9 protein-coding genes and 1 pseudogene are annotated in these 14,381 nt (G+C 66.9%); 3 read left to right on the top strand and 7 right to left on the bottom strand.

The genetic code is table 11. The annotated features are described in order from the left end of the window. Positions 1-18: 18 nt before the first annotated feature. A complete protein-coding gene (locus ACZ466_RS10330; protein WP_464043293.1) occupies positions 19-999 on the bottom strand; it encodes a serine/threonine-protein kinase in 981 nt (326 codons plus the stop codon). 355 nt (positions 1,000-1,354) lie between these two features. Here ACZ466_RS10330 and ACZ466_RS10335 point away from each other — a divergent pair, with 355 nt between their 5' ends. From ACZ466_RS10335 to ACZ466_RS10345, 3 genes are all read left to right on the top strand, one after another. Continuing rightward, a complete protein-coding gene (locus ACZ466_RS10335; RefSeq protein WP_378286938.1) occupies positions 1,355-1,618 on the top strand; it encodes a hypothetical protein in 264 nt (87 codons plus the stop codon). Between the two features lie 209 nt (positions 1,619-1,827). Further along, positions 1,828-3,879: an N-6 DNA methylase gene (locus ACZ466_RS10340; protein ID WP_378286937.1), complete on the top strand. Its 2,052-nt coding sequence runs from the start codon at positions 1,828-1,830 to the stop codon at positions 3,877-3,879. Next, positions 3,876-4,109 carry a hypothetical protein gene (locus ACZ466_RS10345; RefSeq protein ID WP_378286936.1) on the top strand — a complete coding sequence of 78 codons (234 nt, stop codon included), beginning with the start codon at positions 3,876-3,878 and terminating at the stop codon, positions 4,107-4,109. The genes ACZ466_RS10340 and ACZ466_RS10345 overlap by 4 nt, the downstream gene beginning before the upstream one ends. A gap of 307 nt (positions 4,110-4,416) precedes the next feature. Here ACZ466_RS10345 and ACZ466_RS10350 read toward each other — a convergent pair whose 3' ends face one another. The 6 genes and pseudogenes from ACZ466_RS10350 to ACZ466_RS10375 form a co-directional block, all read right to left on the bottom strand. Further along, complete coding sequence (locus ACZ466_RS10350; protein WP_378286935.1) at positions 4,417-5,454, bottom strand: Wadjet anti-phage system protein JetD domain-containing protein; 1,038 nt, start codon at positions 5,452-5,454, stop codon at positions 4,417-4,419. Positions 5,455-5,694: 240 nt separating this feature from the next. Continuing rightward, positions 5,695-6,798 carry a polymorphic toxin-type HINT domain-containing protein gene (locus tag ACZ466_RS10355; protein ID WP_464043296.1) on the bottom strand — a complete coding sequence of 368 codons (1,104 nt, stop codon included), beginning with the start codon at positions 6,796-6,798 and terminating at the stop codon, positions 5,695-5,697. 73 nt (positions 6,799-6,871) lie between these two features. Continuing rightward, positions 6,872-7,198 (bottom strand): annotated as a pseudogene (locus ACZ466_RS10360) (helix-turn-helix domain-containing protein); the annotation flags it as partial. Positions 7,199-7,223: 25 nt separating this feature from the next. Next, on the bottom strand, positions 7,224-7,484 hold the full coding sequence (locus tag ACZ466_RS10365) for a DUF7919 family protein (RefSeq protein ID WP_464043298.1): 261 nt from the start codon (positions 7,482-7,484) through the stop codon (positions 7,224-7,226). A gap of 25 nt (positions 7,485-7,509) precedes the next feature. After that, positions 7,510-7,875, bottom strand: coding sequence for an Imm40 family immunity protein (gene imm40, locus ACZ466_RS10370; RefSeq protein WP_464043300.1), 366 nt, complete (start codon positions 7,873-7,875; stop codon positions 7,510-7,512). After that, positions 7,875-14,357 carry an RHS repeat domain-containing protein gene (locus ACZ466_RS10375; protein ID WP_464043302.1) on the bottom strand — a complete coding sequence of 2,161 codons (6,483 nt, stop codon included), beginning with the start codon at positions 14,355-14,357 and terminating at the stop codon, positions 7,875-7,877. The genes imm40 and ACZ466_RS10375 overlap by 1 nt, the downstream gene beginning before the upstream one ends. Positions 14,358-14,381: the final 24 nt, after the last annotated feature.

The following is a 14,381-nucleotide window of genomic DNA, read 5'->3' on the forward strand; positions in this document are numbered from 1 at the left end:
TCGCAGAACTCCTTCATCTCAAAGCCGTGTCGAGGTCGCGTAGGCGGCGCGGATCCGGTCCGCCAGCGCCTGGATCGCGGGCCGTGGCACGGGGACCGTGACGGGACGGCGGCGCCACGCCTGCGAGGGCGGGTCGAAGTCGGACGGCGGGTCGGTGTCGCGCTTGACGAAGGTGAGGGTAGCCAGGTGCACACGAGCGTCCCTCGGCGACAGGCCCGCTTCCTTGCACACTCGGCGAAACTCGTCGGCGGCCTCGGCCAGGGTCGGGCGCGAAGCCGGCTCGTGCGCCACCATCGCGACGATCACCGGCTCCAGCGTGGGCGGCAGGCCGCTCAGGTCCGGCGCGATGTTCGAGTCGGTGATCGCGTGGAAGAGCGCGTTCTTGTTCGGACGCTGATACGGGAAGTGACCGGCCAGGGCGTAGATCAGCGTCGCGCCCAGCGAGTACACGTCGGCCGCCGGCGTCAGGTTCTTGGCGCTCTCCACTTGCTCCGGAGACATGGTGACCGGGGTGCCGAAGGTCTCGTTCGTCGAGGTGAGCTCCTGATCCTCCAGCGCCTCCAGCAGCCCCGCCAGCCCGAAATCGATGATCTTCGGCCCCTCCGACCCCAGCAGGATGTTGCCGGGCTTGAGGTCGCGGTGCAGCAGTTTGGCCGTGTGGACGGCGATCAGCGCCTCGACGAGAAGGTCACCCAGCGCGGCGCCCATCGCCGCGGCCAGCGTGCCGCGGCCTTCGACGTACTGCCGCAGCGTGAGGCCGCGCACGTACTCCATGGCGAGCCATGGTGGCTCCTCGCCCTCCGCCGCGGCGGCGACCAGCCCCGCCACACCGGGCCCGCGGATCATGTCCATCACCTTGATCTCGCGGTTGAACCGTTCACGGACGATCTGATGGCCGACCATCGCGTCCCGGATCACCTTGACCGCAACCTGCTCCCCGTCCGCGGTAAGCCCGAAATAGACAGCCCCCATGCCACCCTCACCGAGCCTGCCCCGCAACTCGATGCCTCCGATCACGCGGGGGTCGGATGGCTTGAGGTCATCCATGCACACCTGCCTCGCCGCGCCGGCATCATCACCGCCACACTGGATCGCCCGTCGTGCAGATAGTCATGATACGAGCCAGACTCACCCTTGCAGGCCGTGTCCTGACAACCCGATCACTGTCGTACTCGGGCGTCGTCAGGAACGCAAGCCGACGGGCCACGGCCCGCCCTCGGCCCCCAGGCCAGACCCGGCCGACAACCAGAAGTACGTCCCGAGCGTCTGGCAATCCAGTTCACCGGGTTCGGTGACGTCCCTGACTCGGATCTTGAAGAAGGGCCCGGGAGCCACCGCTCGAGTTCCGCCGCGAGTGCTGCATCCGGTCAAGGACGGCCCGCCGGTCCGGCAGGGCGCTGCGGATGTGCAGATGCCCAACCGGAGCATCTACATCCGGCTGGGCCAGGACCACATCGACGCGGGTCTGGAGCCGAGGCTGGCAGCGGCCGGCCACGCAGGACTCGCGGCGTCCCGGCGCCGGATCGCGCGCGTGGAGACCGAACCGGCGGTGACCCAGCGGGCGATCCAACCTATGCAGCAGGCCGTGCCCCAAAACGGTTCGAAGCGATCGAGGTGATGGACGGACGGCGGCTGCCTATCAAGGCGTGCTGCCGCGTCCTGGGCGTGTCGGAGTCGGGGTTCCCTGTGTGGCGCGAGAACCCGTTCCGGGGCGGCCATCGCGTCCTGCCGCTCGGTCAGCAGGCCGGCCGGCTTCTCCCGGCTCAGCGGAAGTGCGCATCATGATGCGCAGTTGCCCTCAGGGCGTCCTTCCCCGAGACTTGCTTCATGACCGCCGCCCCGGACGAGGACGCTGCCGCCCTTCGTACCCAGGAGATCCTGACCGAGCTCTTCGGACCGCTCTCGGTGAGAGTCCGCGGACGCGAGCACCCGACCGTCTACCTCCACCTCCTGTCCTCCCTCATCCTGCTGCGCCACCGAGACAGTCCGGCATGGTCCCGGCTGCGCGACGATGTGCGCGGCGCACTCGACGAGCAATGGTCTCCGCAGGAGTTGCTGCGGGCGATCGGCCGCCGCGTCGCGGCGGCGCTGGAATCGGCTGGCCTGCCACCGGGATCGGCGGTCCGGCTCGACGACCTCGACGCCGAGGCCGTCGACGACGTGGCGCACATCGTGCGGCTGTGCGAGGAACTCGGGGTGGACGCCTTCCACCCACTGCTCGACCGCTTCCAGACCTGGAGCAAACCGGCCGACGAGGCGTTCTTCGCCCCGCGCTCGGTGGTGAGGACGATGATCGATCTGCTGCTCAAGGACGGCCGCGCCGCCGGGCGCATCCATGACCCCTTCCTGGGCGGCGGAGAGTTCCTGGCAGGGGCGTTGGAGGTCTCCCCCGGCCTGCGGTTCTCGGGAACCAGCCCCTCGCGGGACCTGCTGGAGATCGCAGGGATGAGGCTCCACGCGCTGGGCGTCCCGCAGGTGGACCTGAGTGTGGCTCCTCAGCCTCATCAGACCGCTTCGCCTTCCGCGCAGGTCGATGTCGTTGTGTCCAACCCGCCGTTCAACAGCCGGCGGCACGGCCGCCACGAGGAGCCGGGCAAGGACTGGGTCTACGGATCTCCACCACCGCACAACGACAACTACGCCTGGCTCCAGCACATCCTCGGGTCACTCGCACCGGGCGGCCGGGCCGGTGTGCTGATGCCCAATCGGGCGGCGGTGTCCACCGACGCCCGGGAACTGCACATCCGGAGGAGGATGATCGAGGACGGGGCGGTGGAGTGCGTCATCGCCCTGCCCCGCCAGCTCTTCGCCGGAACCGCCGCTCCAGCGATGATCTGGGTCCTCAGGCATCCCACCGGTCGGGTGGCGGCACAGGGCGGGCGCATCCTGCTGATCGACGCCCGCCGGTTCGGCGTCAAGACCGGCAAGCAGCGCGTCCTCGCCCAGGACGAGATCGACGCCCTGGTCGAGTGCGTGCACCGGTGGCGTTCCGGGGACGACAGGTGGCTTGAGGCGCTGGGCGGTCGCGGCGCGGCCGCCGCCGTCCCGGTCGCGGACATCGCGGAGCGCAGCCATTCACTCGTCCCTTCAGACCACCTTCCCGAGACGCCGTTCTGGCCCGGCGGTGAGACCGGAATCCAGGTTCCACGACCGGCGGCCGCGCTGGAATTCCAGACGGAGCAGGCCCGGGAAGCCGATGCGCGGGCCGCCCGCATCAGCATCGCGCACCGGACGCTGGACGAGCGCGGTCGCGTCAGTGACCGGCGGGAGGTGCGATTGGCTGATCTGTGCCGCATCCAGGCGGGCCCGTCCCACAGCCTCGTCAAGAAGGCCGAACGCGCGCCCCATGGCGTCCCTCTGGTGATGCCCGCGCACCTGAGGGACCATCGAATATCGGTCGAAGACCCCGTCCTGCTCTCTGTCGAGAGCGCGCGTGCACTGGAGAAGTACCAGGTCCGGCAAGGCGACGTTCTCATCGTTCGCACCGGCTCGGTCGGTCCGACGGCGCTCGTCACCGCGGCGGAGGAGGGGTGGCTGCCGTCCACCAACCTCATGCGTCTGCGCCCCGACGACGGCGTGGAACCGGATTACCTGCTGGCGCTCCTTTCGTCTCCGACGGTCCAAAAGTGGATCGAGGCGCGCAGCGGGGCGGCCAGTGCCATCCCGTCCATCAGCGCCGCGAACCTCGGGGCGCTTCCGGTGAAGCTGCCGCCAGCCGACGAGCAGCGCCGCATCGGCCTGGCGGTCGACGCCCTCGACACGCAGATCATCGCGCACCACGCCTTGGTGAAGGCCGCCGAGACCACACGCGATGCTCTGGCCGACGGACTGGTCAACGGCCTGCTGGAAACCGTCCACACCCTGGAGGGAGCATCATGACCGCCCCCCGGTCGCACAGATCGCGTACCGTCCGTGCCCTGCTCGCGACGATCGCCGTCCTCCTCGGTGTCATCGCCGCGCTGGTCGGCGGCATCCTGCAGCGCCTCGACGGCGACTCGCTTCCGCAGGCGATCGAGTACGGGTGCGGAGTGTTCGGAGCCACCGTGCTGTTCACCTTCGCGGTGTTCTACTTCCTCGGCGGCAACGGGCCCGGAAACGGCGAGAGCTGAGCCGGCGAGATCACGCGCCTCCGCCCTACCGGACAGCGCGAGAGGCCTCCTGCCCGCCGACTCCAGCGGTGCCGGCGCCGGACCTGCCATGGTCATGACCGGAGAAGCCGACGGCGGAGCCTCCACCGCGAGATCGACCTTCCTGGTCGGACAGGTCGTCAGACTGGCCACCTCGACCTGGAAACCGGTGTCCCCACAATCCCCGCTGCGTCCATCCTCGTACGCCGCCGGTGTCGAACACGATGTTCCGGCCGGCACGCGAGGCTTCCTGAGACGGGCCCGCCGCTTGGCGAACAGGCTTGAAACCCTACGCCCCATCGATCGGGTGACAACGGCTGCGGCCCGGTGACGAAGGGGATCTCATGCAGACGTCCAGCAACCGGGTTGCGGCGTGGGCGAGGGGAATGGCTTCCTGTTCGATCCGGCGGAACGGGGTGGGGCCTGCAGTCGCGATGGTGTCATAGGCGGTCGTCTCGGCTTCGGTGAGGTGCGGCAGGATCACCGGGGACGGCTTGATGGGGCGACCCGCCTTGTCATGGTTCACCCCGTGCCGGGCGTAGCGGTGCAGGTCCGTGGCGTCCATCAGGATCGAGGTGACCGGTTTCGGTGGCGCTTCGTCCGGTCCGGGCTCGGCCAGCGCGGCGCGGAACCGGTCGAGGATCGCGTATCCGTCCGCGTCGATGTCTCCCCAGTAGGCGACGTGCTCCGCAGCGCGGATCCAGGGCACGTTAGCGAGCAGGGTCCCGGCCGCCTTACCGCCGCCCTCGACCACGATCGTGTCCCGCACCGGTGGGAACCAGAGCCGGGAGTCGCGGTTCTCGACGACGAGAACGATCCGCGGCCGGTAGGCGATGTCGTGCGTGTCGCCGGTGGTCCAGGCGTCATGCCTGCGACGGCCCGACGCGGCGTGGCCTGGGTCGACGTAGGTCAGGTGCAGCACGGCCGGCCGGGGCCGGACCTCGTCCCGGACGTCGCGTCCCGCGACGTCGCGCAGCAGCGCGCCATGGGTGTCGAGCCACTTGGTGTGCATGCCGGGGACCGGGAGTTGACGTGCGGTCCACGCTCCCGCGTCCGGGTGCCGACGCAGCCAGGTCACCGCGCTGAACAGCACCTCGGCGTCGTCGGCTCCGAGCTGGTAGACGGCCCGGACGGTGGCCGGGGTGAGGACCGCGCCGGTGGACCGCAGCGACTCGGTCTCCAGCTCGTTCAGGCGTGTCGGCGATCTTGGTGACGTTGCCGGCGGGGTCGTAGGTGTAGTTGATGTCGTTGTCGCCCGCGCCGATGTTCTCGCGGTCGGTGCGCGGGCGGGTGAGCCGGCGGGTGGCGTCGTCCGCGGGTAGGCCACCCGGTAACACCCGCCGTCGGGTATGACGCGATCAAGCCCCTTGAGGGCGAGCCGTTCGACGGCGTCCTTGATCCACCGGTTTCCGAGCGTCAGAGAGGCAAACGTATGGCGCGAGAGCCCCCTGCCAGGAGGCGCTGGCCCACCGGCAGGCGGCCGCGGACTATGGCGCGTTCATCATAGATGGCGTTCCCGACGCCCACCCCGTTGACCCGCCCGGCTCCCCCTCTTAACATGCTTACTTCAATTTTTGTAAGCGAGACCGAGGAAGCTGGGATTTTTCAAGAGATCCGGATAATCCTCAATAAGAGACGTGGTGCCCTTATGGACAAAGTCAAGCAAGGCGATCGCCAGCTCTTTATCGCTCACGTCCATGACCCCGTCGACATAGCTGCATGTCACGCGAACTCGATCAGCGTGGCGCTGCACGGTCAGGTGACCATCGCGCTCGTAGAAATGAAGAACCCCATCGCCCGAGCTTTGAGCTCTTGCGAATGCCCCAGGAAGGTCGGTCATGGCATTGATCATGGAGACCAATCCAAAATTCGTAGTCGCACCGACTTCAACATAGTAGGTGTGATCGATAGCGACGGTGAGGTTGTGGACATGTTGATACTGGCTCCAAGTCCGGATGGCGGTTACCCGAACCTGGGTGCCCGTGTCGGAACGTAGCCACATTCCAGCCCTCACCTGCTCGGCGGGCAGCCAGCGGGAGAGGGATTGGACCCAGAAGGGATGATTGCCGGTGGCAATGATCACGTCGGCCTTGACGCCGCGGTCCCCGTCACTATCAATATTCACCTGTACGAGGTTCTTGATATCGGCCCCGGCGACCGTCGCCACAACGGTGCGGTGTGAAGTCTTGCCTGTCCTGATATCAGTGGCCAGCACTTTGTCCCCGGCCTTGATTTTCTTGATCGGTTTGGTCCTGCCGTCGGGCAACCTGACCCTTGTGTCAGGCAGAAAACTGTTCTTCTTGCACAACTTCGGTGCGGCGTCGGCGGCGGCTCTGGCTGTGTTGGCGGCTTTTTCGGCGGCTTTGAGGGCTCGGTTGGCCTTGAACCAGTCCTTGATGCCTCCGGCGATGTCGGAGACGGCTCCCCAGAGGCGTTTCACCAGGCGGGCGGCCTTGCCCCATCTGAGGGCGTACTTGCCGATGAGTTCGGCGGCGATGCCGCCGGCGGCGCTGGTGACGACGTTGAGGACGGTTTCGCCGCAGGAGCCCAGGTCTCCTGTGGTGAAGCAGTCGATGCCCGCGGTGATGCCGAGTTCGTCGGCTGCGATCTTGGCGAGGACCTTGGCGGCATTGGCGATGCGGGCCTGGGCGCCGGCGACGCGGGCGCGCATGGCGGCCGCCGCGGCCTCGAGAAGCTGGGCTCGAACCTCGGCGGCGGAGGGACCGGAGCTGCGCCTGGGGGCATAGAACCCGGGCGCCCAGCCGTTCGGGCGGCGATGTCCGGGTCAGCGCCACAATCCGGGACCGCACCCGCTGCGAAATCCCGCGTGGCCGGCCCGGCCGCTCCAGATCGATCAAACCGTCCAGCCCGGACCGCTCATATCGGTCCAGCCACTTGTACACCGTCGGTTTCGTCGCTCCCGACAACCGCACGATCTCGGCCACCGAACGACCGTCCGCCCACCACAGAACAATCTGCGCACGAGCCGCGACCGACCCGTCATACCCGCCCTCACCGACCACCGATTCAAGCGCCGAACGCTGCCGCTTCGAAAGATCCACAATCGGCATGATCTCACTCGGGGCAAGAGTAAAGCTACTTCAGATACGGGGCACTAGTTGGGCGAATTGGGCCGACTGCCAGGCTGGCTGCCAGCTCGATCAATCTCTCCAGTGCCGGTTCCGGAAACACTCCCGTTTCGTATGAATGGCCACATGCCAACCAACCGACGTTCAGCATCATGCACGGTATTTCAGGTGGCCTTGGAGGACAATTCGTGCGCCAATATTCATATTTTGACACGTCTTTATAATATATGCCAATCAGTGACCCAAAGTCGATGGTCTGCTTCGACATGCCGCCCAATGACACGGCCCCACGTCTACCTCACTTCATTTTCAGGAAAGCTCCCCATAAAGGTTACATATCTTACGTCCCCGTCAAGCAAGGTCATCCTAAATGCGTCCCAACGGCGTCTAGCGAGCGTCAAGGTCTCCGCTGCGGAAGAACCTTCATCGCGCTGGAAGTACCAGCCCTCACCTGTGGAACCGAATCCATCACTGAGCGGCTCCCAAAGGTCTCCGCCCGTCGGTACGAACCCCGACGCCACAAGCGCCTCGAAGACCTCGTCACAATTAGCGACAGGAAATGCGTACTCGAAGGATCCCTCGCTACTCAGGTCAACGGCCAGGGCCTGCAACCTATGCGGAAGTGCCGCGAGGAGTCGTTCTTGCTTCGGTGCCGCCACTACTTCATTCTCCGATCAAAGAATCTGTGGTTGATCATTCCATCTGGCTCAATGATCCAATGAAATGTCCCTTGTCTACCGTTAACCGCCCCCGGCAGCTTAACATGGATCCTAAGAACGCCATCGCCGCCAGCAATTTCGGAGGCATCTCTTGCCATGGGAATTGTGTCGATAATTGCCGGGAATCCGTGATTGTCGCCGCTTTCGATCTGATCTCGAACTTTTTGTGTATATGTCGTTCCCTCTAGCGGATTAACCAAGTCATTCGGGTCGGCATGGTGGTCGGTGGCTACCCCATCTTTATCGACAGAGAACCTGGGTTGAGTCCCATCACGGAAATCTGGTGCGGCGTCGGCGGCGGCTCTGGCTGTGTTGGCGGCTTTTTCGGCGGCTTTGAGGGCTCGGTTGGCCTTGAACCAGTCCTTGATGCCTCCGGCGATGTCGGAGACGGCTCCCCAGAGGCGTTTCACCAGGCGGGCGGCCTTGCCCCATCTGAGGGCGTACTTGCCGATGAGTTTGGCGGCGATGCCGCCGGCGGCGCTGGTGACGACGTTGAGGACGGTTTCGCCGCAGGAGCCCAGGTCTCCTGTGGTGAAGCAGTCGATGCCCGCGGTGATGCCGAGTTCGTCGGCTGCGATCTTGGCGAGGACCTTGGCGGCATTGGCGATGCGGGCCTGGGCGCCGGCGACGCGGGCGCGCATGGCGGCCGCCGCGGCCTCGAGAAGCTGGGCTCGGACCTCGGCGGCGGAGGGACCGGAGCTGCGCCTGGGGGCATAGAACCCGGGGGCCCAGCCGTTCGGGCGGCCGACGACCCTGTAGCCCTTGCCGTCCTTGGTGGGCTGGCGGTTGACGCCGTCGCCGTTGAAACATTCGATCTTGCCTTCGATCGAATGGCACATCAGCCCGTCGGGATCGGTGTTGGTGGCCGGGCTGTTGTTGGCGTAGGCGTAGCCGTTCAGTGATTGGGGGTCGCCGGCGTTGAGGATGGGGTCGACGGAGGCGAAGCGCCCGGTTTCGGGGTCGTATTCTCGGGCTCCGAGGTGGAGCATCGAGGTGTTGGGGTCGGGTGTGCCGCCGACGAACGCCTTGTTGCCCGGCCAGTCGGTCGGCGCGGTTCGCAGTTGTCCGAAGGGCAGGTAGCGGCGGCGGGTGATCTCCTGGGTCTTGGCGTCGATGGCGATCTGGGCGCTGCCCTGGCGTTCGGGGATGAGCCAGGACAGTCCTTTGGCGGTACGGACGGCGATGATGGAGTCGCCGTGGCTGTAGTAGCGCGTGCCGGTGACGGTCCCGGAGGCGTCGAGTTCGAGTTCCTGGCCGTCCAGGAAGAGGGTCCTGCTGCCGTCGGCGTCGCGGCGGATGAGCAGATTGCCGTTGGCGTCGTAGAGGTAGCTGCTGGTCTTGCCGTCGGGGTCGGTGACTTTGGCCAGGCGGCCCTCAGCGTCCCAGCTCAGGGTCTGGTCGTCTCCGCCGCGTTGGCGCAGGGTGGTGTTGCCGGTCTTGTCGTATTCGTAGGTGTTCTGCGCGGTGCCGCTCTCGGGGACGCCGGGTCCGCCCCAGGTGGTGGTGACCGAGGTGAGGGTGTGCGGCTGTCCCTTGCCGTTGCCGTCGTAGGTGTAGGTGCTGGTGTGGTCCTTGGTGGTGTCACCGGCCACGTCGTGGTTGGTGCTCTTGGTGCGATTGCCGGTGAGGTCGTAGGAGAAGGACTGCCAGTACGGCTGCGGGCCGCCGACGATCTGACCGGCGTTGTCCTTGGTGGGTTTCTGCCGGCAGTCGTCGGTGGCGGTCCAGGCCTGGGTGAGGCGTGTCAGGTAGTCGTGGTCGAAGCACTGGACGTCGGCGGGCGCGTTCGCGGGCGTGTCGGCGATCTTGGTGACGTTGCCGGCCGGGTCGTAGGTGTAGTTGACGTCGTCGTCGCCCGCGCCGATGTTCTCGCGGTCGGTGCGCGAGCGGGTGAGCCGGCGGGTGGCGTCGTCGTAGTAGTTGGTGAGCCAGGCCCATTTGGAGGTGTGGGTGCCCAGCGACAGCTGGGAGAGTTCGCCGAAGTCGGTGTAGGTGGCGCCTTGGGCGTAGGCGTCCAGGCCGTCGACGGTGGTGAGCTGGCCGAGGCCGTTGTAGCCGTGGTATATCGTCTCGCCGGCGAGGTTGCCGGCGGCGGGCATGCCGAGGGTGTCGATGCTGCCGTCGGCGTTGTAGGTGAGCTTGGTCTGGTAGGTCTTGGCCAGGCCGCCTTCGGCGGCGGGGATGGTGACCTGGCTCTCCAGCGGCCGGTAGGCGGCGTCGTACTTGGTGATCTCCTGCTTGTACGGCTGGTCGCCCACCCAGCGGATGGAGGCGGAAGGCTTGCCGAGGGCGCCGACGACCTTGTCGTAGGTCCATTCGGCGAGCTTGGTCTCGGTGCCGTCGTCGCGGACCTGGTGCTCGAAGGTGCGCCGGCCGAGCGCGTCGTAGGTGAACTTCAGGACGCGGCCCTCGGCGTCGGTGCTCTTGGTCAGGCCCCCTGCGGCGTTGTACTCGAACTGCGCCGGTCCGCGGTCAGGGTCGTCGACCGTCTTGAGGCGGCCGTGCAGGTCGTAGTCGTACTTCCACTGGTTCCCGGCCGGATCGGTGAGGGTCTTCGGCTCACCGGCCGGGGTGTAGGTGTATTTGGTGGCGTCGTAGTCAGCGGGATTGTCGCTGACGACGCCGTTCTTGTACTGGCGTAGCTCGGTCTTCTTGCCACGCGCGTCGGTGAGCGTGGTGGACAGGACGCCGCCCTGCGGTGGCGTGGCGGTGGTGCGGTCGCCGCCGTAGGCGGTGGTGGTCGCCCACTTGCGGGTGGCGAAGCTGTAGAGGGTGCTGGCAGTGGGACGTGCAGCGCCGTCGTAGGTCACCAGGGTTTGGCTTGGGACGGCGTTGTCCTGTACGGGGGTGAGCAGCGTGGTCCCGGGGGCGCCGGTGGTGTCCAGGTACGGAGCGTTGGTCTTCCAGGCCAGGCCACGGCTGTCGTAGTAGGTGTCGGTGAGGACTCGGCCTGAGCCGCTGGCCGGTCCTTGGGTCTGCCGTGCGCGCAGTTGGCCGTCGAAGAGTTGGTAGCCGGCCTTCTGCTGCCCGTTGGGCATCAGTTGTTTCGTGGTGATGACCGTGGGCGCGGTGGTGCTGATCTGGTAGGCGAACTCGGCGTTGGGTGTCTTGTCGGTTGTGCGGCCAGGTCCCCAGGCCTTCACCAGACGCCCGAGGGCGTCGTACTGCATGGTGCTGGTGTTGCCGTTGGCGTCCTTGGTCTGCGTGGGCAGGCCCCATGCGGGTTCGAGCGTCTGGGTGGCGGCATGGTTGAGCGCGTTGGTGACCGTCCGCCCTGTGACCACGCCGCCGGTGGCCGTGTACGTGGTGGTGGTCTTGTTGTTCAGCGCGTCGTAGGTTTCGCTGACGCGGCCGAGGCCGTCGTAGACCGTTCGCGAGGTGGTGGTGTAGGCCGGGGTTCCGTTGGTGTAGGAATCGACCTCTTCTGTCTTGAGTTGCTCGCCGTAGGCCAGGTCGTAGGTGGTCTTGACGTCGGAGACGGCGTCGGTGGGCAGGGACGGGGTCTCGCCGCAGGGTTTGGCGACCGTCCACGACCTGTCGACCAGGCCCCAGATTCCCTTCGCGTCGTTGCCTGTGTAGGTGGTCTTGGTGCACAGGTCGTCCCCGTCACCGACGGTGGTGCCGATGTCCCCCTTGTCCCACTGCTGTTTGACCGTGCCGTCGTCGTTGAAGTCTTTGACGAGTTCGGTACGGCGGTAGGAGCCGGGCGTGCTCAGCGCGGTGCGCGTGCGGATCTTGGCGGTATCGATCCGCCAGGCCTTGTTGCCACCGCGTTCGGCGGTCGGGCCGTGTTCCCAGGGGCTGTTGATCGTGGCGGACAACTCTCCGCCGGACGCCTGCTGGTAGCTGATCTGCTCGCGCAGGAACCCCTGCAACTGGTCGCGGTCGCCGATCTCGGTGCCTTCGGAGTCGGTGACCTTGACCGTTCGGGTCTCCGAGCCGTCGGCCTTGGTACGGTCGCCGTCCATGCCGCGGAAGTACAGCGAGTCGGTACGGGTCTGCATCGTGCCCGGAGCTCCGTGCAGGGTGCGGACCTTGGAGTGGCCGCGCCATTCCGACCAGGTCTTGTAGCGGGCCGGGACCAGGGCGTCGTCGTCGGCGTAGTGCCAGGCGGGCTGGTCGAGGTACTGGTACTGGGTGACCTCGGCGGGCGCGCCGCCGACGTAGTCGGCGTTGTTGACCTCTTTGACCACGTACTTGTGCATCCAGTCCGTGATCAGGTCGTTGGGATCGGTCGCCCCCGGGCGGGTGACGCGCTGCGGGAAGCACAGCCGGGTGTTGCTCGCGGGTGCGGGCAGCGACGAACCCGCGCAGTCGACGTCCGAGTAGGTGACGTTGGTGGCGCCGCCGTGCTCGTTCTCGATGCCGGTGAGGCGCCACTTGATGAACGCGGGCAGGCCGTCGCCGATGCCGTCCACCCGGTTGGGCATCTGGCTGTAGCCGAACTTGATCTTCGGCAGGCTGACGGCACCGCCCGTCACGCCGGCGCCGGTCGCCTTGCCGGTGTGGGTGATGCCGTTCAACCGGAGGGACGGGTCCGAGGTGTCCCCGGCGGCGACGATGGACTGGTCGAAGGTCCAGGTGTCGACCGGCTTGTAGGTGGTGCCGTTCAGCACCTGGGTGGTGATTGCGGCCAGGCGCTTGCGCGTCCAGAATGTGGGTGCGAACTTGTTGGTGCACGTGGCGTCCTTGGCGCAATGCTGGTCGACCGGGACGTCGGGCCAGTTCGCCTTGTTGGCCTCGGTGAACTTGCTGTCGACGCATTCGGTCGCCGCCTTGAAACAGCGCTCCTGGACATCGAAGACGATCTGCTGGGGGGCCTTCGCCGAGAAGATGGTGTCGCTGCGCTGACCGTAGTCGATCCGGGAGAGGTATCCACCGCGGATGTAGAGGGTTCCGGGCTTGGTGACCTTGTTCTTGGCGTAGTAGTTGGTTTCCGTGCCGTACCACAGCGACATCGCGTTGCCTCGCGGGTCGACCACGTAGTCCAGGTTCCAACGCCAGCCCTGGTCGCAGAACGAGTCGGCGAACCCGGAAGACCTGTTGCACGGCTCGTCGGTGTCGTCACCGGAGACGGGGACGGTCCAGGTGGATTTGGTCTCGGGGCTGTTGAGGGCCCATTTGGGGAGCCGGTTCAGGCCGAAGTAGTACTGGGTGCCGTCGGCGACGGTCACCCGCCAGTGTTCGCCGTTGTCGTCCCCGTTGGTGGCCCCGGTGAGCAGTTCGATCTTGGAGCCGTCATCGAGTTTCGGCCGCCAGACCCCGGTGTCCTCGTCCTTGATCAGTTCGGTGGCGGAGCCGTTGAGCGACATGGTCGCGTTGTCGCCGCCCCAGCACTGGTCGCCCGGCGGCGGGTTGCCGGTGTGACCGTCGTCCGGGCACGCCTTGTACTTGCGTTCGATGTAGCCGGGCCAGTAGTCGAAGCCCTCACCCAGCCAGGAGGTCTGGTTGTTGGTCGACGACGTGCGCCCATCGACCGCGGACGAGGAGTACGAAAGGCCGATCTTGGGTGTCGGACCGGACAACGACGGAGGCGTCCGCACCGGGTAGGACCAGGAGAACGCTCCGGACTGGGGAGACACCTGCCAGGTCGCCGACGCTGACAGCGGCGTGGCGGAGAAGTCGCCCGCCGCCCCGGACACCGAGGCGACAGCCGCCAGCAGCACGGGTGCCCCGCCCGCGGGGGCGAGTTCAACGTCCGCGCTCAGCCGGTTGGAATGCGCGTCGTTGCGGGACCGCGGGAGTGCTTGCGGCTGGCACTGCGGGTGGTCGGGCGTGGTCAGCGCACAGTCCGGCATCTTGACCAGCCGGAGGCGCTGTGCCCAGCCTGCGCCTCCCATGCTGCGGAATCCGGAGTAGTCGAGCTGCAACGAGATCGAACTTGCGCCTGAGGATGTGGTGGTGGACAGCGCGGTCGCGGAGGCACCCACTTTGATGAGAGCGCCTTGCACGCCCGCTCGGTCCGCGGTCTTCCGGTCGAGGACCTCGACGTCCACTTTCTCCGGCCGCGCTCCGGGAGCAGGTGTGCCGGCGCGCTGCCCGGCCGGTGGCTGCCCAGGGCCGATCCAGACAGGGAGGTCACCGGCCTGCACCACGGGAGTCGTCCGCTGGGCCGTCGGCTGCCGGTCAGCCTCGGCGGCCTCGGGTATCTCGACGACGGCCTTGCCGGCTTTCGGTCCCCGATCGGTCACCACCGGTCGATGGCCGTTCGAGGTCTTCATCCTGGATGACTTCGCCGGTACCTTGCGCGTCTTGACCGGACGTTGCTGCTGCGTCTTGGGACGCTGGTCACCGCGCGGTGTGGGATAGGCCGAGGCGGGCGTCGTCGCCAGCAACTCCGCGAGCAACGCAAGCGCGATAACCGAGGCCAGGAGGACCTTACGCCACCCCGACCACCAGGCACTGCTCAGCCAGCCACGCACGTTTCCTCCGAGGAAAATCCACGC

The organism is Actinomadura rugatobispora, from assembly GCF_055379765.1.

What these genes read in the sequence shown, in the direction of transcription:
- ACZ466_RS10340 (WP_378286937.1), top strand. Translation starts at nt 1,828, where the DNA reads ATGACCGCCGCCCCGGACGAGGACGCTGCCGCCCTTCGTACCCAGGAG.
- ACZ466_RS10345 (WP_378286936.1), top strand. Translation starts at nt 3,876, where the DNA reads ATGACCGCCCCCCGGTCGCACAGATCGCGTACCGTCCGTGCCCTGCTC.
- ACZ466_RS10355 (WP_464043296.1), bottom strand. Translation starts at nt 6,798, where the DNA reads ATGCGCGCCCGCGTCGCCGGCGCCCAGGCCCGCATCGCCAATGCCGCC.
- ACZ466_RS10365 (WP_464043298.1), bottom strand. Translation starts at nt 7,484, where the DNA reads ATGTCGAAGCAGACCATCGACTTTGGGTCACTGATTGGCATATATTAT.